Below are 26,285 nucleotides of genomic sequence, written 5' to 3'. Positions count from 1 at the left end.
GGGGCTAAACGGTTCACCGAAGCTGTGGATTCGTGCATCGCACGAGTGGTAGGAGAGCGTTCTAAGTGCGCTGAAGTCAGACCGGAAGGACTGGTGGAGCGCTTAGAAGTGAGAATGCCGGTATGAGTAGCGAAAGATGGGTGAGAATCCCATCCACCGAATGACTAAGGTTTCCTGAGGAAGGCTCGTCCGCTCAGGGTTAGTCGGGACCTAAGCCGAGGCCGAAAGGCGTAGGCGATGGACAACAGGTTGATATTCCTGTACCACCTACCCGCCGTTTGAGCAATGGGGGGACGCAGGAGGATAGGGAAAGCACGCCGTTGGTTGCGCGTGTCCAAGCAACAAGGTGGAAATCATTCGTAGAGTGTAAAGGCATAAGGGAGCTTGACTGCGAGACCTACAAGTCGAGCAGGGTCGAAAGACGGGCTTAGTGATCCGGTGGTTCCGTATGGAAGGGCCATCGCTCAACGGATAAAAGCTACCCCGGGGATAACAGGCTTATCTCCCCCAAGAGTCCACATCGACGGGGAGGTTTGGCACCTCGATGTAACGCTGAGTTGTGATGGGGAGCCTCTTTTGAGGCGAAGTTCCTGATTTCACACTGCCAAGAAAAGCCTCTAGCGAGGCGGGAGGTGCCCGTACCGCAAACCGACACAGGTAGTCGAGGAGAGAATCCTAAGGTGAGCGAGAGAACTCTCGTTAAGGAACTCGGCAAAATGACCCCGTAACTTCGGGAGAAGGGGTGCTCATTGGGGTGCAAGCCCCGATGAGCCGCAGTGAATAGGCCCAGGCGACTGTTTATCAAAAACACAGGTCTCTGCAAAACCGTAAGGTGAAGTATAGGGGCTGACGCCTGCCCGGTGCTGGAAGGTTAAGAGGAGGAGTTAGCGCAAGCGAAGCTCCGAATTGAAGCCCCAGTAAACGGCGGCCGTAACTATAACGGTCCTAAGGTAGCGAAATTCCTTGTCGGGTAAGTTCCGACCCGCACGAAAGGCGTAACGATCTGGGCACTGTCTCAACGAGAGACTCGGTGAAATTATAGTACCTGTGAAGATGCAGGTTACCCGCGACAGGACGGAAAGACCCCGTGGAGCTTTACTGTAGCCTGATATTGAATTTCGGTGCAACTTGTACAGGATAGGTAGGAGCCGTAGAAGGGGGAGCGCCAGCTTCCCTGGAGGCGCCCTTGGGATACTACCCTGGTTGTACTGAAATTCTAACCCGCAAGCCTGATCGGCTTGGGAGACAGTGTCAGGTGGACAGTTTGACTGGGGCGGTCGCCTCCCAAAAGGTAACGGAGGCGCCCAAAGGTTCCCTCAGAATGGTTGGAAATCATTCGTAGAGTGTAAAGGCATAAGGGAGCTTGACTGCGAGACCTACAAGTCGAGCAGGGTCGAAAGACGGGCTTAGTGATCCGGTGGTTCCGCATGGAAGGGCCATCGCTCAACGGATAAAAGCTACCCCGGGGATAACAGGCTTATCTCCCCCAAGAGTCCACATCGACGGGGAGGTTTGGCACCTCGATGTCGGCTCATCGCATCCTGGGGCTGTAGTCGGTCCCAAGGGTTGGGCTGTTCGCCCATTAAAGCGGTACGCGAGCTGGGTTCAGAACGTCGTGAGACAGTTCGGTCCCTATCCGTCGTGGGCGTAGGAAATTTGAGAGGAGCTGTCCTTAGTACGAGAGGACCGGGATGGACGCACCGCTGGTGTACCAGTTGTCTTGCCAAAGGCACAGCTGGGTAGCTATGTGTGGACGGGATAAGTGCTGAAAGCATCTAAGCATGAAGCCCCCCTCAAGATGAGATTTCCCATTGCATAAGCAAGTAAGATCCCTCAAAGACGATGAGGTAGATAGGTCCGAGGTGGAAGCACGGTGACGTGTGGAGCTGACGGATACTAATCGATCGAGGACTTAACCAATATCCTTTCAATGTCGTTATCCAGTTTTGAGAGAACAACCTCTCAAAGTTACATATGCGAGTCTGGTGATGATGGCGAAGAGGTCACACCCGTTCCCATACCGAACACGGAAGTTAAGCTCTTCAGCGCCGATGGTAGTTGGGGGTTTCCCCCTGCAAGAGTAGGACGTTGCCAGGCTCAAAAAGTCATTACTGACAGAAAGTCGGTAGTGGCTTTTTTATTTGTTTTTTTCAAATAGAAGAGATTTCCATTTTTATATTATTTTTATGAAAAAAGAGATGGACGCCTATTTTAGATTATCGGGAAACGAAGAAGTATCCGCACCAATCGAAAAAACAAACGCACTAAATGAAGAAGTATCCGCACTAATCGAAAAAACAAACGCACTAAACGAAGAAGTATCCGCACTAATTGAAAAAGCAATAAACCTCAAATGCCATTGCATCCACACTCAATATATCCTCGACAAATAAAGAAGCAACCACAAAGAAATAACGCTGAATAATTCGCAATAAAATACTAACTATTCTTTTGATTGATGCAATATAAAGATTGGATTGATGAATATAATAAATACTTTCATATTAAATGAACAAAATAACAATATAGTCGAAACAATGTAAACACCTCCTCAGACTGTTATCTGGGAGGTGATTTTATTATTTATTAACTGGATGAAAGATTGGATCTTTTGTGGCAACAGCGTCTGTGATTGCATCGCATCATTAATAAATTCATTGCCAAAAGTAATTGGAATTTCCTTAAAAATTCTCTATTTAACAAAAAACACAAAAAAAATGATATTTATTTACTAAGATAGAATTGAGAAATATAAATTCTGGAAGATTAGAAAGGAAGATAGAAATGTCGAAAAAAACAGCGTGGTTTGAAATGGAGGAACATGAAACGCCGGAACAATGTATTGAAAGAATGAGAAAAAAGGGTTACATGCCGGTCTTAAGAAAAGAAGAACCAATCTTTCAAAGGATTAATGGCGAAATTACATATTTTCGTCAAAAAGTTATGTTTAAAGGAGAATTAATGGAGGATAATAATAAAAAATAACAAAAACACGAACATTTAAATGATACATTAAATAAATGTTCGCATTTTTTGATTGATTTTCTTCTTCACCCTTGCTACAATGAACAAAGGAAAAGTCCCACATATATACTAGAGGATATGGCTCTAGTGTCTCTACCCGACACCGTAAATGTCGGACTATGCGGGAAAGCAACTTTTGGATGATTCGGTAGGTTGGAAATAAATTACCTCAACCTTCTGTTTTGCTATGTCCTCAAGTACTCTGCTTTCTACCGTGTAGCGAAGGCGGGCTATTTGAGGATTTTTTTACGAATACATGTAAATACATTGTTAACTTAAAAAGGAGCGTTATGGATGAATCCTAAAATCGGCGTCATTATGGGAAGTTCAAGTGACTGGGAAACGATGAAGCATGCTTGCGATATTTTAGATGAGTTGGAAATACCATATGAAAAAAAAGTCGTATCCGCCCATCGTACCCCAGATTTAATGTTTGAGTACGCTGAAACTGCTCGTTCACGGGGAATTGAAGTAATTATTGCTGGAGCAGGAGGAGCCGCCCATTTGCCGGGGATGGTTGCAAGTAAAACTACTTTGCCTGTCATCGGCGTACCGGTGCAATCAAAAGCTTTAAATGGACTTGATTCATTGCTCTCCATTGTTCAAATGCCTGGCGGAGTTCCTGTGGCAACGGTAGCTATCGGAAAAGCTGGGGCAACCAATGCCGGCTTGCTTGCAGCACAGATTTTATCCATTACGGATCAACAATTGGCGGAAAAATTGGAAGCACGAAGAGAACAATTAAAACAAATAGTTTTAGAAAGTTCGGGTGACTTAAAGTGATAAAAACGATTTACCCCGGTCAAACAATCGGCATCATCGGCGGCGGGCAATTAGGACGGATGATGGCTCTCAGTGCGAAAGAAGCAGGTTTTAAAATTGCAGTTCTTGACTCTACAATGAATTCACCATGTGGACAAGTGGCGGATATTCAAATTGTAGCTTCTTATGATGATGAAGCCGCACTGGAAGAATTAGCAGAAGTGAGTGACGTTATTACTTATGAATTTGAAAATATCGATTACGAAGGATTGAAAAAATTAACGGAGATTGCCTATGTGCCACAAGGTGCTGAAATTATCCGCATTACCCAAAATCGCGTGACGGAAAAACAGGCGATTGTGGAAGCAGGTTGCCCTGTAGCGCCTTATATTGTTTGTGACAGCTATGAGGAACTGGTTGAGAAAATTGACCAAATAGGCTATCCAAGCATTGTTAAAACTGCCCGTTTTGGTTATGACGGTAAGGGGCAAGTAAAACTTAATTCAAAAGAAGATTTGCCGCTTGCGAAAAATTTGTTTGAACACTCCCAATGTATTGTGGAAGGATTTATTCCTTTTGAAAAGGAAATTTCGGTCATCATCCAAAGAAACGCTAATGGTGACACGTACTGCTTTCCAATCGGAGAAAATATTCATGTAAATCACATTTTGCATGAAACCATTGTTCCGGCTCGAATTTCGGATGAAACAAAAAATTTGGCGGATGAAGCAGCCCATAAAATTGCAGAGCATCTGCAATTAATTGGAACATTAGCGGTAGAAATGTTCGTGTTGAAGGATGGACAAATAATAATTAATGAATTGGCGCCAAGACCTCATAATTCCGGCCATTATTCCATTGAAGCATGCAATATTTCCCAATTTTCTCAACATATCCGTGCGGTGGTTGGATGGCCATTAAGAAAACCAAAACTTCATTCTCCCGCTGTAATGGTGAATATATTAGGCCAGCATGTAGCGCCGCTTATTAATTCAATAGTAAAATATCCACATTGGTCTGTTCATCTTTACGGCAAAAAAGAGGCGAAAGTGAACAGAAAAATGGGTCATGTCACAATTCTAACAGATGACATTGATCAAACATTAAAAGAAATTGAAGAATCAGGAATTTGGTTATAAAGAGAAAAGGAGATTTGCAGATGATTGAACGTTATACTCGCCCAGAGATGGGAGCAATTTGGACAGAAGAAAACAAATTTAAGGCTTGGCTTGAAGTAGAAATTTTAGCTTGTGAAGCATGGTCTGAACTTGGTGTAATTCCGAAAGAAGACGTTGAAAAGTTGCGACAAAATGCAACATTTGATATTAACCGCATTTATGAAATCGAACAAACAACAAAACATGACGTCGTGGCCTTTACTCGCGCTGTATCCGAGACGTTGGGCGAAGAAAAAAAATGGGTACATTACGGGCTCACTTCAACGGATGTGGTAGATACTGCCCTTTCTTATTTAATTAAACAAGCCAACAACATTTTAAGAAAAGATCTTCACAATTTTATTGATGTATTAACAGAAAAAGCAAAGGAACATAAATACACTGTAATGATGGGTCGTACACATGGTGTTCATGCGGAGCCTACAACATTTGGATTAAAGCTTGCCCTATGGCGTGAAGAAATGAACCGCAATTTGGAACGCTTTGAAAGAGCTGCCAAAACAATTGAAACAGGGAAAATTTCCGGAGCTGTAGGAACTTATGCCAACATTGATCCATTTGTAGAAAAGTATGTTTGCGAAAAATTAGGACTTACTCCTGCGCCCATTTCAACCCAAACATTGCAGCGTGACCGTCATGCAGAATACATTGCCACATTGGCATTAATTGCAACATCCATCGAAAAATTTGCAACAGAAATCCGCAACTTGCAAAAATCTGAAACACGTGAAGTGGAAGAAGGTTTTGCCAAAGGACAAAAAGGTTCATCTGCCATGCCGCACAAACGCAATCCAATTGGTTCAGAAAATATGGCAGGTATTGCTCGCGTAATCCGCGGCCATGTTATCACGGCATATGAAAATGTTCCATTATGGCATGAACGGGATATTTCCCATTCATCAGCAGAACGCATTATTATACCGGATACAACTATTGCATTGAATTATATGTTAAACCGCTTCACAAACATTGTGAAAAACTTGACAGTATTCCCTGATAATATGAAGCGCAATATGGATGCAACATTTGGGCTTATTTATTCTCAGCGCGTTTTATTAAAACTTATCGATAAAGGTTTATCCCGCGAAGAAGCTTATGATACAGTTCAGCCGCTTACTGCTAAATCATGGGATGAACAACGCCCATTCCGTCCATTAGTGGAAGCAGATGAAAAAATCAGCTCGCTATTAACAAAAGAAGAAATTGATGATTGCTTCGACTACAACTGGCATTTGAAAAACGTGGACTACATATTTGACCGTTTAGGATTAAATGATTAATCCGATAAAATACCAAATCTAAATTACTGGGGGAACGGGTATGGAAAAAGGCGCACTATTGTACGAAGGAAAGGCCAAACGATTATATGCTACAGATCAGGAAGATGTTTTATTTGTGGAATATAAAAACAGCGCCACGGCTTTTAATGGACAAAAAAAAGCAGAAATTGAGGGAAAAGGGATATTAAATAATAAAATTTCTACCATCATTTTCGAAAAGCTGAAACAACAAGGAATTGAATCTCACTTTATTCAAAAAGTATCCGAGAATGAACAGCTTGTAAAAAAAGTGGAAATTATCCCCCTTGAAGTAGTTGTACGCAATATGGCAGCGGGCAGCTTTTCAGAACGGCTCGGCATTGAAGAAGGAACACCGCTAAAACGTCCAATTGTGGAATTTTATTATAAAAACGATGCTTTAAATGATCCGTTGATTACGAACAATCATATTGAAATTCTTTGCATTGCAACGAAAGAAGAAGTCGAAACACTTGCCAATCTTGCATTAAAAGTAAATGAAGCATTAAAGGAAATATTCCAAACAATCGGAGTAATTTTAGTGGACTTCAAACTCGAATTTGGCCGTGACAGAGAAGGAAACATTCTGCTTGCCGATGAGATTTCTCCAGATACATGCCGGCTTTGGGATGCTGAAACGAAAGAGAAATTAGACAAAGATGTGTTTAGACGAGATCTTGGAAGTTTAACAGATGTATATAACATTATACTTTCTAGACTTGGAGGAAAATGATGATGAAAAAAGTGAAGATTTATGTGACATTGCGCGAAAGTGTTTTAGATCCACAAGGTTCAGCCGTAAAAGGTTCTTTAGTCAACATGGGATACAAAGAAGTAGAGGATGTCCGCATCGGGAAATACTTGGAACTGCTCATTTCTGATACTGATCGCGACATTGACACATTAGTGAAAGAAATGTGTGAGAAGCTGCTTGCAAACACAGTCATTGAGGATTATCGCTTTGAAATCGAGGAGGCTCATTAATGATGAAATTTGCTGTACTCGTTTTCCCAGGTTCGAACTGTGACGTTGATATGTATCATGCCATTAAAGACGAGCTGGGGGAAGAAGTGGAATATGTTTGGCATGATGCCACGGATTTAAGCGAATATGATGCCATTTTAATTCCAGGGGGATTCTCATACGGAGATTATCTTCGCTGCGGGGCAATGGCAAGCCAATCAAACGTAATGAAGGCAGTAAAAAAAGCGGCGGAAGAAGGGAAACCGATTCTTGGGGTTTGCAACGGATTCCAAATCTTAACGGAAGCAGGACTCTTACCTGGCGCTTTACTACGCAATAAAAACTTAAAATTCATTTGCCGTACCGTACCATTGAAAGTAGAAAACAATCAAACATTGTTTACGAATCAATATGATGAAGGACAAATCATCAACATTCCGATTGCCCACGGTGAAGGAAACTACTTCTGTGACGAGGAAACATTGAAAAAATTAAAAGAAAACAACCAAATCGTTTTCACATACGCAGGCGATAATCCAAACGGAAGTCTAGAAAACATTGCGGGTATTGTGAACGAGCGCGGCAATGTTCTTGGTATGATGCCTCACCCTGAACGCGCAGTGGATGCATTACTTGGCAGTGCAGATGGACTAGCATTATTCAAATCAATTGTGAAACAGTGGAGGGAATCTCATGTCTAATTTTGAACCAACAGCAGAACAAATTAAGGAGCAAAAGCTTTACCGCGACTTGGGGCTAAGCGATGAAGAATTTGCGAGAATTGAAGAAATTCTAGGTCGTCTTCCAAATTGGACAGAAACAGGTTTGTTCTCTGTAATGTGGTCTGAACACTGTTCGTATAAAAATTCCAAACCAGTGTTGCGCAAGTTCCCAACAAGTGGCCCCCGCGTATTGCAAGGGCCTGGAGAAGGGGCAGGGATTGTGGACATTGGTGACGAGCAAGCCGTTGTATTTAAAATGGAATCCCATAACCACCCTTCAGCCATTGAACCATACCAAGGAGCCGCAACAGGGGTTGGCGGAATTATTCGCGACGTATTCTCCATGGGAGCGCGTCCTATTGCACTGCTAAACTCTTTACGTTTTGGAGAATTAAAAACTCCTCGAGTGAAATACTTGTTTGAAGAAGTTGTAGCGGGGATTGCTGGATACGGCAACTGCATCGGCATTCCGACAGTCGGCGGGGAAGTCCAATTTGATCCATGCTATGAAGGGAATCCTTTAGTAAATGCAATGTGCGTTGGCATCATCGATCATAAAGACATTCAAAAAGGTGTAGCGACAGGCGTAGGCAATACAGTGATGTATGTTGGCGCTAAAACGGGACGCGACGGCATTCATGGTGCCACATTCGCATCAGAAGAATTAAGTGAAGAATCCGATGAAAAACGTCCAGCGGTTCAAGTGGGAGACCCATTCATGGAAAAACTTCTTCTTGAAGCTTGCTTGGAAGTAGTAAAATCCGATGCGCTTGTCGGCATTCAAGACATGGGGGCAGCAGGGCTCACTTCCTCTTCCTCTGAAATGGCGTCAAAAGCCGGCTCTGGCATTGAAATGAATTTAGATTTGGTTCCTCAACGGGAAACAGGAATGACGGCTTATGAAATGATGTTGTCTGAATCCCAAGAACGCATGCTTTTAGTTGTGAAACAAGGCCGTGAAGAAGAAATCAAAAAAATCTTTGAAAAATATGGATTAGATGCCGTTGCAATCGGTCGAGTAACAGATGATAAAATGCTTCGCCTCATTCATAAAGGAGAAGTGGTAGCGGAAGTGCCTGCCGATGCATTAGCGAAAGACGCGCCTGTTTATCATAAACCATCAAAAGAACCTGATTACTATAGAGAGTTTCAAGCAATGGAAAACACAGAGCCGGAAGTAAGCGACTACAAAGAAACATTAAAACAATTGCTTCAAGCGCCAACAATTGCTTCTAAAGAATGGGTGTATAATCAATTTGACTATCAAGTGCGCACAAACACGGTAGTAACACCTGGTTCAGATGCTGCGGTATTGCGCATTCGCGGTACAAATAAAGGTCTTGCCATGACGGCTGACTGCAACTCTCGCTATATTTATTTAGACCCAGAAACAGGCGGAAAAATCGCCGTGGCAGAAGCCGCCCGCAACATTGTAGCTTCCGGCGGAGAACCGCTTTCCATTACAGACTGCCTAAACTTCGGTAACCCAGAAAAACCTGAAATCTTCTGGCAATTAGAAAAGAGTGCCGATGGGATTTCGGCTGCTTGCAGAGCTTTAGAGACACCTGTCATCAGCGGAAACGTTTCCCTTTATAACGAAACTTCTGGCCAAGCAGTATATCCTACACCAACAATTGGCATGGTGGGGCTTGTGAAAGATTTATCACATGTGACAACGCAATTTGTTAAACAAGCTGGCGACGTTGTGTATTTACTGGGTGAAACGAAGACAGAATTTGGCGGCTCTGAATTGCAAAAATTAGTGTACGGGAAAATTTTCGGCAAAGCGCCAAACATTGATTTAGAAGTAGAGGCAGCACGCCAAAAAGCATTGCTTTCTGCCATTCAAGCAGGACTCATCCAATCAGCCCACGATGTAGCAGAAGGCGGAGTTGCGGTAGCCTTAGCGGAGAAAACATTTGGCGCAAATGGTCTTGGCGTTCATGTGAAATTGGAAGGTTCACCGGTCACTGCATTATTCAGTGAATCACAATCCCGCTTTATTGTGACTGTAAAAGAAGAAAATGCTCAAGCGTTTGAACAAATGATTCCGGATGCGCAAAAAATTGGCGTAGTTACAAACGATGGGAAAATCACCATTGAAGGAGAATCAGGTTTATTAGTTGAAGGTTGTGTAGATGAATTTTGTTCGGCTTGGAAAGGAGCTATCCCATGCTTGCTGAAATCAGAGGCTTAAATGAAGAATGTGGTGTTTTTGGGATATGGGGACATGAAGCATCCGCCCAAATGTGCTACTACGGCCTGCATGCGCTTCAACATCGCGGACAAGAAGGTGCTGGCATCGTCGCAACTGACGGCCAGTACTTTAAAATCGTCAAAGGTGAAGGCTTAGTCAATGAAGTCTTTAACGAAGAAAAAATCAATAATTTAAAAGGAACCGCTGCGATTGCTCATGTTCGCTATGCAACAGCTGGAGGGGGCGGCATTGACAACGTGCAGCCGCTTCTCTTCCGTTCTTCCACAGGCACAATGGCTGTAGCCCATAACGGAAATCTAGTCAATGCCAATCATTTAAAACAACATCTTGAACGTTCAGGCAGTATTTTTCATTCAACTTCAGATACAGAAGTGATTGTGCATCTTATTAAGAAAAGCAAAAAACCCCTTTTTCTTGAGCAAGTGAAGGAAGCTATTTCCTTATTGAAAGGTGCGTTTTCTCTCATTATCTTAACGAAAGATAAGATGATTCTTGCCCGGGATCGCAACGGTTTGCGCCCGCTTTCCATCGGCAAACTAGGAGATGCATGGGTGGCTTCATCAGAAACTTGCGCTTTTGACTTAATAGGTGCTGAGTATGTTCGTGAAGTTCAGCCTGGACAATTAGTCATTATTTCCCATAACGGAATTGTAGAAGATCGCTATGCAGTCATGGAACAACGGGCAATGTGCGCAATGGAATATGTTTATTTTGCGCGGCCTGACTCGAACATCGATCAAGTAAACATTCACATGGCTCGTAAACGGATGGGAAAGCAATTGGCAAAAGAAATGGGCTATATCGATGCGGATGTGGTGACAGGTGTTCCGGATTCTTCCATCTCTGCAGCCATTGGTTTTGCAGAAGAAATCGGCATTCCTTACGAGATGGGATTAATCAAAAATCGCTATGTTGGAAGAACTTTCATTCAACCAACCCAAGAATTGCGTGAACGCGGAGTAAAAATGAAACTTTCTCCGGTCGTACAAGTGGTGTGCGGAAAACGGGTTGTGATGGTGGACGACTCCATCGTTCGCGGCACAACTTCCCGCAGAATAGTGAAAATGTTGAAGGAAGCTGGAGCGAAAGAAGTCCATGTAGCTATTACATCCCCACCGATTGCGAACCCTTGTTTCTATGGCATCGATATTTCATCTGATGAGGAATTAATTGCTACTGGAAAAACAGTTGACGAAATTCGGGAAGCCATTGGCGCAGATTCTTTGACATTTTTGTCGCCGGAAGGATTAGTCGAAGCCATTTCAAGACCTTTTGATGACGAAAATGGCGGCCTATGCATGGCTTGTTTTACAGGAAAATATCCGACAGACATTTACCCAGACACTGTCTTACCACATATCAAGGAACTTTCACGTTAAGGAGGAAGAATCATGTCAAAAGCTTATGAGCAAGCAGGGGTTAATATTGAAGCAGGTTATGAAGCTGTAAAACGCATGAAGTCCCATGTAGAAAGAACGAATCGTCCTGGAGTGATGGGACCGTTTGGCAGCTTCGGGGGCATGTTTGATTTATCTTCACTAAACTTAAAAGAACCAGTTCTTATTTCAGGTACAGATGGTGTCGGGACAAAATTGAAACTTGCCTTTATGGCAGATCAGCATAACACCATTGGGATTGACTGTGTTGCCATGTGCGTCAATGACATTGTCGCTCAAGGGGCAGAACCGCTATATTTTCTCGATTATATCGCCATAGGGAAAGCAGACCCCGCAAAAATTGAACAAATTGTAAGCGGCATTGCAGATGGCTGCGTTCAAGCAGGTGCGGCGCTAATCGGCGGCGAGACGGCGGAGATGCCTGGTTTATATGAGGAAGATGAATATGATGTAGCTGGTTTTGCGGTCGGCGCTTGCGAAAAATCCAAAGTGGTGACTGGCGAAAAAATCGTTGAAGGGGATGTGCTTGTTGGTCTTGCTTCAAGTGGTATACACTCTAACGGCTACTCGTTAGTGCGCAAAATCGTCTTCTCAGATTGCGGCTATTCCTTTGATAAAGTGATTGAAGATTATGAAGATTTAGGTCCAATTGGAGAAGCGCTTTTAACCCCAACCAAAATTTATGCAAAACCGGTGCTTAAAGTGTTGAAAGAAGTGGACGTTCACGGCATGGCCCACATTACAGGCGGTGGATTTTACGAAAACTTGCCACGCATGATGCCCAATGGACTCGCAGCGGAAATTGATTTAGGCACATGGGATGTCCCACGAATTTTTGAGTTTTTGAAAGACAAAGGGAATTTAGAAGATCGTGATATGTACAATGTATTTAATATGGGGATTGGATTTGTTCTAGCCGTTTCAGCGGAAGATGCAGATCAAGTAATCAACATTGCAAAAGCCCATGGGGAGAAAGCATTTAAAATCGGCCGCGTTATAAAAGGCGAAGGGGTACAATTTAACGGAAATCATGATGGGAGCTTGAGCCGATGACAACAAAAATCGCAGTATTTGCTTCAGGCAGTGGGACAAATTTTCAAGCCATTCAAGAATCCATTGACCGTGGCGAATTGGATGCCAAAATTGAGCTAGTTGTGACAGATCAACCAAATGCATATGTGGTGAAACGTGCGGAAAACTTTGGAATACCCGTCTTTGCATTCACACCGAAAGATTATAATTCAAAGGCTGCTTATGAATCTGAAATTGCCAAAAAATTAGCAGAAAAAGAAATTGAGTGGATTGTGCTTGCCGGCTATATGCGATTGATTGGCGAAACACTGCTTTCGAAATATCCAAATAAAATTGTGAATATTCATCCATCTTTATTGCCGGCATTCCCAGGAAAAGATGCCATTGGGCAAGCTATGGAACACGGTGTGAAAGTAACCGGCGTAACTGTCCATTTTGTGGATGAAGGAATGGATACAGGACCAATTATCGCCCAACAAGCAGTGGAAGTGGTGGAAGGTGACAGGGAAGCGACGGAAAAACGCATTCATCAAGTGGAACATGAACTTTATCCAAAAACATTAAAAAAATTATTTGAAAATAAATAATTGTAAAAATAGAGTATAAAAATTGGAGGCTTTAACTGTGGCGAAACGTGCGCTCATTAGTGTTTCAAATAAAGAAGGAATTGTGGAGTTTGCAAAAGAATTAGTAGCGTTAGGGTATGAAATTTTATCAACAGGTGGTACGAAAAAGTTATTGCAAGAAAATAATGTACCTGTAACAGGAGTAGATGAAGTAACGAAATTCCCTGAAATTCTTGACGGCCGTGTAAAAACATTAAATCCAATGATTCACGGCGGTTTGTTGGGGAAATTTGACGACCCTTCTCATCAAGCACAAATGAAAGAACATGGAATTAAACCAATTGAAATTGTTTGTGTCAACTTATATCCATTTGTTGAAACTATTTCAAAACCAGATGTGACTTATGAAGATGCCATTGAAAATATCGACATCGGCGGTCCGACAATGCTCCGTGCGGCTGCGAAAAACCACCAATATGTAACAGTAATCGTGGACAGCAGCGATTACGAAACAGTGCTGGAAGAATTAAAAGCAAATGGAGCAACTACTTTTGAAACGCGCAAAAAACTTGCTGCAAAAGTTTTCCGTCATACAGCAAGCTATGATGCATATATTTCCAACTATTTAACAGAAGAACAATTCCCGGAAAGCTTAACGCTTACTTATGAATTAAAACAAACATTGCGCTATGGCGAAAACCCTCACCAAAAAGCAGCATTCTACAAAAAACGTTTAGGTTCCGATTTCTCTCTTGCTTATGCAACGCAATTGCACGGAAAAGAGCTTTCCTATAACAACATTCAAGACGGCAATGCTGCTCTGCAAATTGCCAAAGAATTCAAAGTGCCTGCTGCAGTTGCCGTAAAACATATGAATCCATGCGGCGTCGGCATCGGCAAAACCATTGAAGAAGCCTTTGACCGTGCTTATGAAGCGGATCCTGTATCCATTTTTGGCGGCATCATCGCATTGAACCGTGAAGTGGATGCAGCGACGGCTGAAAAATTAAGCAAAATCTTCTTGGAAATTATCATTGCACCTTCCTTTACAGAAAAAGCACTTGAAATTTTAACGAATAAGAAAAACATTCGATTGCTTACAATCAACTTCTCCCAAGAGAAAAAAGATCCGTTCAAAGTTGTTTCTGTTGAAGGTGGTCTGCTCGTTCAAGAGGAAGATACATACGGCTTTGAGGATGCAGACATTAAAGTGGTAACGGACCGTGAACCTACAGAAGAAGAATGGGAAGCTTTAAAACTTGGATGGGCTGTTGTGAAGCACGTGAAATCCAACGCCATCGTTGTAAACAATAAGGAAATGACATTAGGAATCGGCGCAGGTCAAATGAACCGCGTTGGCTCTGCAAAAATCGCTATTGAACAGGCAGGCGAAAAAGCTAAAGGTGCAGTTATGGCATCTGACGCCTTCTTCCCAATGCCGGACACAGTGGAAGAAGCCATTAAAGCGGGAATTACAGCGATTATTCAACCAGGCGGCTCCATCCGCGACCAAGATTCCATCGATGCAGCAAATAAAGCAGGCATTGCCATGGTATTTACAGGAGTAAGACATTTCAAACACTAATCCATAAAGGCGGCTCATTTTGCAGCCGTCTTTTCTAAAATTGCAAGTATTTTGAGGAAAGCTAAATTGATACTAGAAGTATTCTAGGAGGGGCATTGTATGAAAGTTTTAGTAGTTGGCAGTGGTGGACGCGAGCATGCGATTGCAAAAAAATTCAGCATTTCTCCATCTGTTGAAAAAGTGTTTGTGGCATCTGGAAATGACGGAATGCACGATTGTGCTGAAACGGTTGCCATCGATGCATTGGACTTCGAACAGTTAGCTAAATTTGTGAAAGAACAACAAATCGACTTAACATTTGTTGGACCGGAACAACCGCTTGCAGCAGGAATTGTTGATTACTTCCAAGAGCAAGGGCTCACAATTTTTGGTCCAACGAAAAAAGCCGCACAAATTGAAAGCAGCAAATCCTTTGCAAAACAATTAATGAAAAAATACAATATTCCAACAGCTGCGTATGAAACATTCACGGAAGTGGATCAAGCCATTGCCTACATTAAAGAAAAAGGAGCGCCAATTGTTATCAAAGCAGACGGCCTTGCAGCTGGGAAAGGCGTAGTCGTTGCCATGACAGAACAAGAAGCAATGGATGCAGTAACAGATATGATTGGCAATCAGCGCTTTGGCGAATCTTCATCGAAAGTCGTTATTGAAGATTATTTGGAAGGAGAAGAATTTTCCTTCATGTCCTTTGTGCATAAAGGACAAATTTATCCAATGGTCATTGCCCAAGACCATAAACGAGCCTATGATGGCGACAAAGGGCCAAATACAGGAGGAATGGGTGCGTATTCTCCAGTGCCGCAAATTCCTGAAGAAATGGTGTCCCGCGCTTATACGGAAATCATTGAACCAACTGTCAAAGCGATGGAGGAAGAGGGAGCATCCTTTACAGGCATTTTATATGCCGGATTAATTTTGACAAAAGAAGGGCCAAAAGTGATTGAATTCAACGCCCGTTTTGGAGACCCGGAAACGCAGGTTGTGCTTCCGCGCATGAAGTCGGATTTCGGCGAGTTTATGAAAGCTTTAATGGAAGAAAAGCCTTACGATTTGCAATGGTCTGATGAAGCGATGCTCGGCGTTGTAATTGCTGCAGAAGGCTATCCAGGAACGGTTGAAAAAGGCAATCCACTTCCGAACTTAGAAGAGATCAGCAAAGAAGTGGAAGTTTATCATGCGGGAACGAAATGGAAAGATGGACAATATGTTGGAAATGGTGGACGCGTGCTGCTAGTGGCAGCTAAAGCCAATTCTTTAAAAGAAGCTAAAGATAAAGTGTATGAAGCCATTGGAAAATACACATGGAATCATTTCTTCTACCGTAAAGATATTGGTTGGAGAACCTTTAAATAATTTGCAGAATAAAAGCACAAACCAAAAATAGGCGGTTTGTGCTTTTGTTTGTTCATTATTTGGAATTATTCTGGCTGTTTGCGACAGTTTGAACAGTTTTGGCTGCCTCATGTGCCTCTGTACCAGCAGGTGTTGTGCTTGCAACTTTTTCAACTACATTTGCCGCTGTTTGCAAAAGCTCAGCTCCTTCATTGCCGCTGGAGCTTTGCGTATTGGAATTTTGATTGCTGCTATTTGCATATCTTGAGCTAAATGCAGTCATCAAACTTTCGCCATCCATATCCATAAAATCTTGGATGGAACTTGTTACTGCATCTTTCACATTTCTGCTTAACATCGCCTTCATCGGACAATATAAGAACAATCCTTCTGCAATTTTTATCGCACCAGCAGTAACAGATAAAGTACCCATCCATTTTTTCCTGTTTTCTTTGACTAAATGGCTAATTCCACAAGCAGTCAAACCAATCCCTATGACGATGCGGACAAAGGCACTTTTTTCAGAAATATTTTCTTCTAACATTACTCATCCACCCCTTTACGTAATAAAATGAATGAAATGATGCACTTTAATTTAATAAAGTGCTGTGTTACGATAAAAACAGCTATACTTGCTTTTCAGCATCATTAGTATGTGTGAATAAAACGCAAATAAACAAAATAAATATTATATATAATAGAAGGGAGTGTAACAAATGCCACAATCTGTTTGGAAAATACAAGAAATACGAGACCAAGTTGCAGTCATCGAAGGAAAAAAACCACCGACAATGGTTTTAAAAAATGCACGATATATTCATAATGTATATAAACAATGGTTGTATGGTAATATATGGATTTTGAATGACCGGATTGTCTACGTGGGAAAGGAAATGCCGGAAAATTTATCTGAAACAGAAGTAATCGATCTAGAAGGAAAAACGGTTGTTCCAGGTTATATTGAGCCGCATGTTCATCCATTTCAACTATATCATCCAGTGTCCTTTGCAGATTATGCAGCCCAATTTGGGACAACGATGTTCATCAGTGATAACCTTCATTTTGCATTACAGCTCCCAAACAAGAAAGCGTTTACACTGCTAGATGAGTTAAATAAATACCCTTTTGCATTTTATTGGTGGACACGTTATGATACACAAACAGAATGGGAAAATGAAAATCAGATTTTTACGAATACATCTATTTTTGAATGGATTGAAAGGGACGATGTATTGCTTGGAGGAGAATTGACGGGATGGCCTCGTCTTTTGCGCGGCGATGATCAAATGCTTTACTGGATTCAGTCATCAAAGAAAAAGGGCAAAAAAATTGAAGGGCATTTTCCAGGAGCCTCTGAAAAAACCCTTGTACGCATGAAACTTCTCGGAGCAGACGGCGATCATGAAGCAATGACGGTGGAAGAAGTGGAAAGCCGCATTTTACATGGATATGCAGTGACATTAAGATATTCTTCTATCCGTCCGGATCTTCCAAATCTATTAAAAGGAATACTAGAGAAAAAATTAAATATATTCGACCATCTCATGATGACGACGGATGGTTCAACGCCTATTTTCCATCGAGAAGGCGTTATGGATATGTGCATCCAAATTGCCCTTGATGCAGGGGTTGATCCAATTGATGCCTACAATATGGCGACTTATAATGTGGCGAGATATTATAATTTATCCCACTTGCACGGCATGGTTGCTACAGGACGATTTGCTACTTTGAATATTTTGACAGATGAATTCCATCCAACTCCAGAATCCGTATTATCAAAAGGAGTATGGCTGAAAAAAGAAGGGAAAAAAGTACAAGCCTTTCTGGATATTCATTGGAATCAATATTACAAGCCGCTTGAAATCGACTTTGATTTAACGGATGAAGATTTTCAAATTTCAACGCCAGTTGGAATTGAATTAGTAAATGATGTCATTACAAAACCTTATTTCGTTCATTTCCCATTGCATAAAAACGAACTTCCTGCTGATTCCGATGAGAGTTTATTAATTTTGATGGATCGGAACGGCAAATGGCGAATAAATGCCATATTAAAAGGGTTTGCACAAGACGTAAAAGGATTCGCTTCTTCTTATTCCAATTCGGGAGATATTATATTAATTGGCAAAAATAAAGAAGATATGATCCGTGCCTTTAATGAAATGAAAAAGATGAAGGGCGGAATAGTACTTGTTGAAAACAATGAAGTGATTGTGTCGCTCCCATTAGCTGGCGCAGGAAACTTTTTTATTGGACAGATGGAAGAACTAATTGAAAAAGAAGCAGCATTAAAGGCAGCGTTGAGAGAAAGAGGATACAGCCATAGCGATGCGATTTATACATTATTCTTTTTAGAATCAACCCATTTACCATATATTCGTATCACGCCAAAAGGAATTTTTGATGTCATGAAAAAAGAGGTCATGATTCCTTCAGTGATGCGCTAGCTGAAAGGATGATTTGGATGATTTCAAAAAAAGCATTGTTCTGCGTTTTCGCAAGTGTTTCTCTTCTTGCAGCATGTGGAGATAAAGAAAAGGGGACTGAAAAAATAGAAGAACCGGTAAAACCGACTGAAGAAGTGGAAGAAAAAGTAGAACTGTATCCGACACCATTTACAGGTGAATTAAGGGAAAAAGAGAGCACACTGAGGCCCATCATTGCAACAATTAACAATCATCCTGCTGCTCGTCCCCAATCTGGCATTGCCAGTGCAGATGTAGTCTATGAGATGCTTGCAGAAGGGGATGTAACGAGATTTTTAGCCCTATACCAATCGGAAATCCCTGAAAAAATCGGCCCGATCCGTAGTGCAAGATCTTATTTTGTTGAGTTGGCAGAGGGGCTGGATGCCTTTTACATCGCCCACGGCTATAGTCCCGAAGCAAAACAAATGCTTGAGAGCGGAGTGGTGGACAACATTAATGGAATGAACTATGATGGCACTTATTTCAAACGTTCCAAAGATCGGGTAGCGCCGCATAACTCTTACTTTATTACCGATAACCTAGAAGCTGTGGCGGAAAAAGTGAACGCTTCACTTCTCTATCAAAAAAAAGTATCGTATACTTATTATGATGAAGAGGAAAGTCCTAAAAAAGGTGTGCAAGCAGATCAAGTTCATGTCCGTTATAGCAAGAACGAAAACTTTAATTGCAGTTATTCCTATGATTCCACAAACAACACGTATACTCGCTCCTCTGGCGGAACAATGACTACGGATTTACTGACGGGAGAACCATTAAAGTTATCCAATGTATTAATATTTGAAATGGAACATACAGTGATTGATAATAAAGGACGACGAGAAATTGATATTCATTCAGGAGGATTTGCCTATCTCTTCCAGCAAGGAATGATGCGGGTTGTACATTGGGAAAACATTGATGGCGTTCTAACAGCTGTAGAGAACGATGGCAGCAAAGTGAAACTTGTACCAGGCAAAACGTGGGTCCATTTCGTACCAACAAATCCAGGGATTACTACATCTGTAACTTACACATCTTCTGACCAGCAAAGTTGAAAGGGTGAAGAAAATGCAGGTTGATAAAATTCGCGGTCCTCAAACAGATCAACTATTCCGTGCAATATTAGAATTACGGGACCTTGAAGAATGCTATAGATTTTTCGATGATTTATGCACCATCAGTGAAATCCAATCGATGGCCCAACGATTTGAAGTTGCCCATTTATTGCGATTGAAAAAAACCTATGAAACAATCAAAAAAGAAACTGGAGCTTCTACTGCAACCATTTCCCGGGTGCGCCGTTGTTTCGACTACGGTAACGATGCTTACGAAGAAATGTTGAGCCGCTTGTATCCTAATGAAAAGCCTTATGAACCGAAAAAATAGATTCGCCACTAGTTGTCTTATGCTGCGGAAGCATAAGGCAACTTTTTTGTGCAACAAAAGATGATCTTTGCACAACTTGAGATTTTCGGTAAAAATGACTTTAAGATATACTAAAATAAGCACAGAATTATGATGAGGAAATAGGTGAGACCTTTATGGATTATAAAAATTGGAGACATGTATTTAAAATCGATCCATCCAAAGAACTTTCGGATGAAGCATTGGAAAAGGTGTGCGAATCCGGCACCGATGTCATTATTGTCGGTGGAACAGATGATGTCACATTGGATAATGTGCTTGAACAGCTTGTTCGAATCAGAAGATATTCTGTACCAGTCGCATTGGAAATATCCACAATTGAATCCATTACGCCGGGATTTGATTATTATTTAATCCCGACAGTTTTAAATAGCACCAATACAAAATGGGTAAAAGACTTGCATCATGCCGCCATAAAAGAATATGGGGACATCATGGTTTGGGACGAGCTGATTGCGGAAGGATACTGCATTTTAAATCCAGAGTGCAAAGCGGCAATAGCAACGGAAGCAGAGGCAAACTTATCGGAGGAAGATGTGGTTGCCTACGCAAGACTTGCGGAAAATTACTTTAAACTGCCGATTTTTTATTTGGAATACAGCGGTACATATGGTGATGTGGAAATTGTAAAAGCTGTGAAAGCAGTGCTAAATGATTGCCGTTTATTCTATGGCGGCGGAATCAAAACAAAAGAACAGGCAAAAGAAATGGCTCAATATGCTGACACAGTCATTGTAGGAAACGTTATTTATGAAAACTTGGATGAAGCCTTGAAAACGGTGGAGGCTGTAAAAAGCGTAAAGAAATAACCGATGCGAAATAAATGCCATTATAGTATAATGGAACAAATGTTTGGTATAGAGAGGTGTACCATGGAACAATTAACGAAAAACTTATTGAATGGAATGAATAAAGAGCAGCAACAAGCAGTGAAAACAACAGAAGGCCCTCTTCTAATAATGGCGGGCGCAGGTTCAGGGAAAACGAGAGTATTAACCCATCGGATTGCCTATTTAATTGTAGAGAAACAAGTCTATCCATCCAATATTCTTGCAATTACGTTTACGAATAAAGCTGCCAGAGAAATGCGGGAACGGATTGATGCATTGCTGGGCACAGGCATTTCTGAAAGTATGTGGGTATCCACTTTCCACTCCATGTGCGTGCGCATATTAAGAAGAGATATCGATCGCATCGGCATTTCAAAAAATTTTTCCATTCTCGATGCTTCTGACCAGCTCACAGTTATTAAGCATGTTTTTAAAGAGCTGAATATCGATACAAAACAATACGATCCGCGCTCCGTCTTATCTGCCATTAGTTCATGCAAAAACGAATGCATCACAGCGGAAGAGTATAAAAAGAACATGAACCCGTATAATCCATACGAAAAAGTGGTAGGGAATGTTTACGAAGCATATGAAAAAACCCTTCGAAAAAATCAATCCCTCGACTTTGACGACTTGATTCTTATGACGATTACACTTTTTGAACGGGTGCCAGAAGTTCTTTCCTATTATCAAAATAAATTTCAGTATATTCATGTGGATGAGTATCAAGATACGAACCATTCCCAATACAAACTTGTCAAAATGCTCGCTTCCAAATTCCAAAATATTTGCGTTGTCGGAGATTCCGACCAATCGATTTACAAATGGCGAGGGGCGGACATTCGAAACATTTTATCCTTTGAAAAAGACTATCCCAATGCAAAAGTGATTTTGCTCGAACAAAACTACCGTTCGACAAAACGGATTTTGCAAGCGGCTAACGATGTTATTTCCAACAATGAAAGTCGCTATCCGAAAGTGCTGCGCACAGAAAATCCAACAGGAGAAAAGATTGTATTCTACACAGCCCGGGATGAACGAGAAGAAGCGCAGTTTGTGGTGAAAACCATTAAAGAATTAATGGAAACGGAAGGGCGCTCTTTAAAGGATTTTGCGATTTTGTACCGCACAAATGCCCAATCCCGTGCGATGGAGGAAGTGCTTGTCAAATCGAATTTGCAATATACCATTGTAGGCGGCACTAAATTCTATGACCGGAAAGAAATTAAAGATTTACTTGCCTACTTGCGTTTAATTGCCAACAATGATGATGATTTGTCATTGTCCCGCATTATTAATGAACCGAAACGAAACATTGGAGCATCCACTTTTGAAAAACTTGCATCTTATGCTATTGAAAATGACCTATCCATTTTTAAAGCGCTTCATGAAGTTTCATCCATTGGTTTAACGCCGAGGGCAATGAACGCCCTTGAAAACTTCCGCAATTTAATTGAAGGATTTACAAAAATGCAGGATTATTTATCCGTGACGGAATTAGTGGAAGAAGTTATGGAGAAGTCAGGGTACCGGGCAATGCTGGAGAAGGAAAATACCATTGAATCCCAAAGCAGGCTTGAAAACCTGGAAGAATTTTTATCGGTTACAAAAGCTTTTGAAGAAAGAAGCGATGACAAATCCCTCGTTGCCTTTCTAACAGATCTTGCATTAATTGCAGATATGGATTCATTAAATGAAGAAAACAATGGAAATGAAAGCATTGTCCTAATGACGTTGCATTCTGCCAAAGGACTAGAGTTTCCGGTTGTATTCATTATTGGTATGGAAGAAAATATCTTCCCACATTCCCGCTCCATTGGCGATAAAGAAGAAATGGAAGAAGAACGGCGTTTAGCCTATGTGGGCATTACTAGGGCAGAAGAACGACTTTATTTGACTTGCGCCACTTTCCGCACGCTTTTTGGACGTCTGAATTCCAACCCGCCTTCCCGTTTCATTGATGAAATTTCAGAAGACATTGTGGATGTCAAATCCTATAGTTTTGGATATAGGGAAGAAAAATTGCCGTTTGGACAGAAGAAAACTTCTAACAATGTTCGAATGAACGTCCAACCGAAAACAAAATTTGCCACACTTCAACGGACAGGTGGAGAGCAGCTGCAATGGAAAGTAGGAGATAAAGCCATTCACAGCAAATGGGGAACAGGCGTTGTCGTCAGCGTAAAAGGAGAAGGCGATGATTTGGAATTAGATATCGCTTTTCCAGATAAAGGAATTAAGCGTCTTCTAGCCAAATTTGCCCCAATTACAAAAGCTTAGAACATTTCACAAATGTGGAGGATGACGATGAAAGATAAAGAGCTTGAAAAACGCGTCGCTGAACTGAATAAACTGCTGCATGAATATGCCCATGCGTACTACGTGTTGGACAATCCAATAGTGCCGGATGCTGTCTATGACCAGCTGATGCAAGAATTAATGGAAATCGAAAAAGAACATCCGGAACTCATTTATCCGGATTCTCCAACGCAGCGGGTCGGAGGAAAACCGCTTGAAGGGTTTAATAAAGTCACTCACAGATACCCGATGTTGAGTTTATCCAACGCTTTTAACGAAGAAGATTTGCGGGATTTTGACAGGAAAATCCGCCAGGCGATTGGCGACAAATACAATTATGTGTGTGAACTGAAAATTGATGGACTTGCCATTTCATTAAGATATGAAAACGGCATTTTTGTCCAAGGCGCTACCCGCGGCGATGGGGCAGTAGGTGAAGATATTACGGTGAATTTAAAAACCATTAAGGACATACCATTGCGATTAAAAGAGCCGGTAACCATTGAAGTGCGCGGTGAAGCCTACATGCCGAAAAAGTCTTTCATGGAGTTAAATAGAGAACGGGAGCAAAATGGAGAAGAACTTTTTGCCAATCCCCGCAATGCCGCTGCCGGTTCCCTTCGCCAATTGGATTCAAAAATCACTGCATCACGAAATTTAGCGACCTTTATTTACGGAATCGGCGGAGATGGGGAAGCATACGGAATAGACAGCCACGCGGAAATGCTTGATTACTTGGAGTTCCTAGGTTTCCACGTTAATAAAGAACGGGCGCTTTGTGAAACAATTGATGATGTTTTAGCGTTTATTAAAAAGTGGACAACAGAACGTCCAAACTTGCCTTATGAAATCGATGGCATTGTCATCAAAGTGAATCGATATGCTCATCAAGAAGAACTAGGAACAACCGTAAAAAGTCCTCGTTGGGCAATTGCTTATAAATTTCCTGCAGAAGAAGCCATCACAAAGGTACTTGATATTGATTGGACAGTAGGGCGTACTGGAGTTGTAACACCAACAGCGATTTTGGAGCCGGTAAAACTTGCAGGTTCAATTGTCAGCCGAGCTTCCCTTCATAATGAAGATTTAATTCGCGAAAAAGATATTCGAATCGGGGATACCGTAATCGTGCATAAAGCAGGAGATATTATTCCGGAAGTGGTCCGCGTTATTTTGGAACAGCGCCCAGAAGGCACAGTTCCTTATGAAATGCCGAAAACTTGCCCTGCCTGCGGAAGCGAACTGATCCGCATTGATGATGAAGTGGCCATTCGCTGTGTAAACCCTGCCTGCCCGGCCCAAATTGCGGAAGGCATTAAACATTTCGCATCCAGAAACGCAATGAATATTGATGGCTTAGGGGATAAAATTACAGAATTGCTATTAAAAGAAAACTATATACGTGATGTGGCGGATCTTTACTTTTTAAAAGTAGACGAACTGGCCAAATTGGATCGAATGGGGCAGCTTTCCGCAACGAATCTAGTCAATGCGATTGAGCGGTCAAAAGAAAATTCATTGGAGCGTTTATTATTCGGCCTTGGCATTCGTCATGTCGGCGAAAAGGCTGCAAAACTCATTGCAGAGGAATTTGAAACAATGGACCGCATTATGGAGGCGACAGTAGAAGAATTAGTGGCAATCCATGAAATTGGCGAAAAAATTGCCCAATCGGTGGTTTCCTATTTCGAAAAAGAGGAAGCAAGACAATTAATTGCCCGATTGAAAGAAGCCGGCGTCAACATGGCATACAAAGGGAAAAAGGCCGGTGCAGAAATAGCCGATAGCCCGTTTGCCGGAAAAACGGTCGTATTAACAGGAAAATTAGAACGATTGACACGCAACGAAGCAAAGGCGAAAATAGAAGAGTTAGGCGGTAAAGTCACAGGAAGTGTAAGCAAAAAGACAGATCTTGTCATTGCAGGAGCCGATGCAGGTTCAAAATTGACAAAAGCGCAAGAACTAGGAATAGAAGTTTGGGACGAAAATCGCTTTATTGAACAATTAGAAAAGTAAAGGGGATTCATACAATGAACCGATTTCGCTGGATACCGGCGATGGTCGTTGTTGCAATGCTTGCAGGTTGTACACCTTCCATTCGGGAAGATACAGAAATCGTAGCACCAAATAATGAATCTGAAGCAGAAGTTGAAACGACAATCATCCCAAAAATGCAGTTAGATGAAAGTTATTATAAAACGCTTATTCCTTATAAAGAGAGTGCAGCCAGAGGTCTTGTCGTATCAAATGTTTATACGAAATACGACATTAAAGAAGCGGAAGAAGGGTTAATGCGCATTTCCCAAAATGAATTTAGCACCGACAGCTACTATTTCCAAGAAGGCCAATACCTGGATAGTGAAACAGTGAAGAAATGGTTGTCGCGCAGCAATAATAACGAGGAAGGATTAAATCCTCCTGCTGAACAAGGCATGGATCCTGAAAAGCGGGCAAAAGAAGCACCGATTTATTTGGCGCATATTGTGGAACAAAATTATTTAAAGAAAACAAGTGACAATAAAGTAGCCCTTGGAGGAATTTCCATTGGTCTTGCTCTAAACTCAATTTATTATTATCAAAAAGAGCAATATGGCGAATGGTATGAAGAACCAATCTCCCAAGAAGTATTGGAGAAAAAAGGGAAAGAAATAGCGGAAGAGGTAGTGCGGCGCTTGCGCAACCGTCCAGAATTGCAAAATGTTCCGATTTTAATTGCTTTGTTTAAACAGGAAGCCCGCAACTCCATCGTGCCTGGAACGTATTTCGCGTATAGTGTTGCAAAACCAGGAAAAAGCAATCTGGATGATTGGGTTAGCATAAATGAGAAGTACGTGACTTTCCCTATGTCCAATCCGGAAGACATCTACCGGGATATGAATACGAACTTCAGAAACTTCAAATCAGATATACAAAAATATTTCTCCAACAATACAAGTGTCATCGGCAAAGGATTTTATCAAAACAATCAGCTTGTTAAATTAAGCATTGAAGTGCCGGTTCAATTCTATGGAACAACGGAAATTATCGGCTTTACCCAATATTTATCGGGGGTTTTAATCAAAAGATTCCCAGATAGTGTAGATATTGAAGTCAACATTACATCCATCAATGGCTCAGAAGCTTTAATCTTAAAAGACCGCAATGATAAAGAGCCATTTGTGCACATTTATAATTATTAGTA

The 26,285-nt window shown here is 41.6% G+C and carries 22 protein-coding genes, 2 rRNA genes and 1 riboswitch (1 of these 25 cut by a window edge); of the genes, 23 read left to right on the top strand and 1 reads right to left on the bottom strand.

Annotated elements, in window-relative coordinates:
* The 16 genes from DKZ56_RS15870 to purD form a co-directional block, all read left to right on the top strand.
* Positions 1 to 1,920 (top strand): 23S ribosomal RNA (locus tag DKZ56_RS15870); it begins 2,621 nt to the left of the window's first position.
* 61 nt (positions 1,921 to 1,981) lie between these two features.
* A 5S ribosomal RNA gene (rrf, locus tag DKZ56_RS00575) occupies positions 1,982 to 2,097 on the top strand.
* A gap of 101 nt (positions 2,098 to 2,198) precedes the next feature.
* Positions 2,199 to 2,393: a hypothetical protein gene (locus DKZ56_RS00570; RefSeq protein ID WP_208650813.1), complete on the top strand. Its 195-nt coding sequence runs from the start codon at positions 2,199 to 2,201 to the stop codon at positions 2,391 to 2,393.
* Positions 2,394 to 2,784: 391 nt separating this feature from the next.
* A complete protein-coding gene (locus DKZ56_RS00565; protein ID WP_208650812.1) occupies positions 2,785 to 2,985 on the top strand; it encodes an NETI motif-containing protein in 201 nt (66 codons plus the stop codon).
* A 79-nt stretch (positions 2,986 to 3,064) separates the two neighbouring features.
* Positions 3,065 to 3,164, top strand: a riboswitch (purine riboswitch).
* Between the two features lie 154 nt (positions 3,165 to 3,318).
* A complete protein-coding gene (gene purE, locus DKZ56_RS00560) occupies positions 3,319 to 3,807 on the top strand; it encodes a 5-(carboxyamino)imidazole ribonucleotide mutase (RefSeq protein WP_208650811.1) in 489 nt (162 codons plus the stop codon).
* Positions 3,804 to 4,925 (top strand): 5-(carboxyamino)imidazole ribonucleotide synthase, encoded by a 1,122-nt coding sequence (purK, locus tag DKZ56_RS00555; RefSeq protein ID WP_208650810.1) that lies wholly within the window; start codon positions 3,804 to 3,806, stop codon positions 4,923 to 4,925. Before purE ends, purK begins: the two co-directional genes overlap by 4 nt.
* Before the next feature lie 20 nt (positions 4,926 to 4,945).
* Entirely contained in the window at positions 4,946 to 6,244 is a 1,299-nt protein-coding gene (gene purB, locus DKZ56_RS00550; RefSeq protein WP_208650809.1) for an adenylosuccinate lyase, read from the top strand.
* Between the two features lie 40 nt (positions 6,245 to 6,284).
* Positions 6,285 to 6,995 (top strand): phosphoribosylaminoimidazolesuccinocarboxamide synthase, encoded by a 711-nt coding sequence (purC, locus tag DKZ56_RS00545; protein ID WP_208650808.1) that lies wholly within the window; start codon positions 6,285 to 6,287, stop codon positions 6,993 to 6,995.
* Positions 6,996 to 6,997: 2 nt separating this feature from the next.
* Positions 6,998 to 7,246 (top strand): phosphoribosylformylglycinamidine synthase subunit PurS, encoded by a 249-nt coding sequence (gene purS, locus DKZ56_RS00540; protein ID WP_208652106.1) that lies wholly within the window; start codon positions 6,998 to 7,000, stop codon positions 7,244 to 7,246.
* Positions 7,247 to 7,248: 2 nt separating this feature from the next.
* A complete protein-coding gene (purQ, locus tag DKZ56_RS00535; protein ID WP_208652105.1) occupies positions 7,249 to 7,926 on the top strand; it encodes a phosphoribosylformylglycinamidine synthase subunit PurQ in 678 nt (225 codons plus the stop codon).
* Positions 7,919 to 10,144: a phosphoribosylformylglycinamidine synthase subunit PurL gene (gene purL / locus DKZ56_RS00530; protein ID WP_208650807.1), complete on the top strand. Its 2,226-nt coding sequence runs from the start codon at positions 7,919 to 7,921 to the stop codon at positions 10,142 to 10,144. The genes purQ and purL overlap by 8 nt, the downstream gene beginning before the upstream one ends.
* A complete protein-coding gene (purF, locus tag DKZ56_RS00525; protein ID WP_208650806.1) occupies positions 10,120 to 11,544 on the top strand; it encodes an amidophosphoribosyltransferase in 1,425 nt (474 codons plus the stop codon). The genes purL and purF overlap by 25 nt, the downstream gene beginning before the upstream one ends.
* Positions 11,545 to 11,556: 12 nt before the next feature.
* Positions 11,557 to 12,615, top strand: coding sequence for a phosphoribosylformylglycinamidine cyclo-ligase (gene purM / locus DKZ56_RS00520; protein ID WP_208650805.1), 1,059 nt, complete (start codon positions 11,557 to 11,559; stop codon positions 12,613 to 12,615).
* Positions 12,612 to 13,181, top strand: a complete 570-nt coding sequence (gene purN, locus DKZ56_RS00515; RefSeq protein ID WP_208650804.1) for a phosphoribosylglycinamide formyltransferase — start codon at positions 12,612 to 12,614, stop codon at positions 13,179 to 13,181. The genes purM and purN overlap by 4 nt, the downstream gene beginning before the upstream one ends.
* Positions 13,182 to 13,218: 37 nt before the next feature.
* Positions 13,219 to 14,745 (top strand): bifunctional phosphoribosylaminoimidazolecarboxamide formyltransferase/IMP cyclohydrolase, encoded by a 1,527-nt coding sequence (purH, locus tag DKZ56_RS00510; protein WP_208650803.1) that lies wholly within the window; start codon positions 13,219 to 13,221, stop codon positions 14,743 to 14,745.
* 99 nt (positions 14,746 to 14,844) lie between these two features.
* Positions 14,845 to 16,101, top strand: coding sequence for a phosphoribosylamine--glycine ligase (gene purD, locus DKZ56_RS00505; protein ID WP_208650802.1), 1,257 nt, complete (start codon positions 14,845 to 14,847; stop codon positions 16,099 to 16,101).
* 55 nt (positions 16,102 to 16,156) lie between these two features.
* Here the strand turns inward: purD and DKZ56_RS00500 are convergent, their stop codons facing one another.
* Entirely contained in the window at positions 16,157 to 16,624 is a 468-nt protein-coding gene (locus DKZ56_RS00500) for a YgaP family membrane protein (protein WP_208650801.1), read from the bottom strand.
* Positions 16,625 to 16,796: 172 nt separating this feature from the next.
* Here DKZ56_RS00500 and DKZ56_RS00495 point away from each other — a divergent pair, with 172 nt between their 5' ends.
* From DKZ56_RS00495 to DKZ56_RS00465, 7 genes are all read left to right on the top strand, one after another.
* Positions 16,797 to 18,530, top strand: a complete 1,734-nt coding sequence (locus tag DKZ56_RS00495) for an adenine deaminase C-terminal domain-containing protein (protein WP_208650800.1) — start codon at positions 16,797 to 16,799, stop codon at positions 18,528 to 18,530.
* A 17-nt stretch (positions 18,531 to 18,547) separates the two neighbouring features.
* Positions 18,548 to 19,606, top strand: a complete 1,059-nt coding sequence (locus tag DKZ56_RS00490; RefSeq protein ID WP_208650799.1) for a DUF3048 domain-containing protein — start codon at positions 18,548 to 18,550, stop codon at positions 19,604 to 19,606.
* 13 nt (positions 19,607 to 19,619) lie between these two features.
* Positions 19,620 to 19,937, top strand: coding sequence for a YerC/YecD family TrpR-related protein (locus tag DKZ56_RS00485; protein ID WP_208650798.1), 318 nt, complete (start codon positions 19,620 to 19,622; stop codon positions 19,935 to 19,937).
* 155 nt (positions 19,938 to 20,092) lie between these two features.
* Entirely contained in the window at positions 20,093 to 20,785 is a 693-nt protein-coding gene (gene pcrB, locus DKZ56_RS00480; RefSeq protein ID WP_208650797.1) for a heptaprenylglyceryl phosphate synthase, read from the top strand.
* Between the two features lie 63 nt (positions 20,786 to 20,848).
* Positions 20,849 to 23,086, top strand: a complete 2,238-nt coding sequence (gene pcrA, locus DKZ56_RS00475; protein WP_208650796.1) for a DNA helicase PcrA — start codon at positions 20,849 to 20,851, stop codon at positions 23,084 to 23,086.
* A 27-nt stretch (positions 23,087 to 23,113) separates the two neighbouring features.
* Positions 23,114 to 25,120 carry an NAD-dependent DNA ligase LigA gene (gene ligA / locus DKZ56_RS00470; protein ID WP_208650795.1) on the top strand — a complete coding sequence of 669 codons (2,007 nt, stop codon included), beginning with the start codon at positions 23,114 to 23,116 and terminating at the stop codon, positions 25,118 to 25,120.
* Between the two features lie 14 nt (positions 25,121 to 25,134).
* Positions 25,135 to 26,283 (top strand): CamS family sex pheromone protein, encoded by a 1,149-nt coding sequence (locus DKZ56_RS00465; RefSeq protein WP_208650794.1) that lies wholly within the window; start codon positions 25,135 to 25,137, stop codon positions 26,281 to 26,283.
* Positions 26,284 to 26,285: the final 2 nt, after the last annotated feature.

Source organism: Ureibacillus thermophilus (assembly GCF_004331915.1).
Taxonomy (GTDB): Bacteria; Bacillota; Bacilli; order Bacillales_A; family Planococcaceae; genus Ureibacillus; species Ureibacillus thermophilus.
This window is presented reverse-complemented; position numbering and strand designations above follow the sequence as displayed.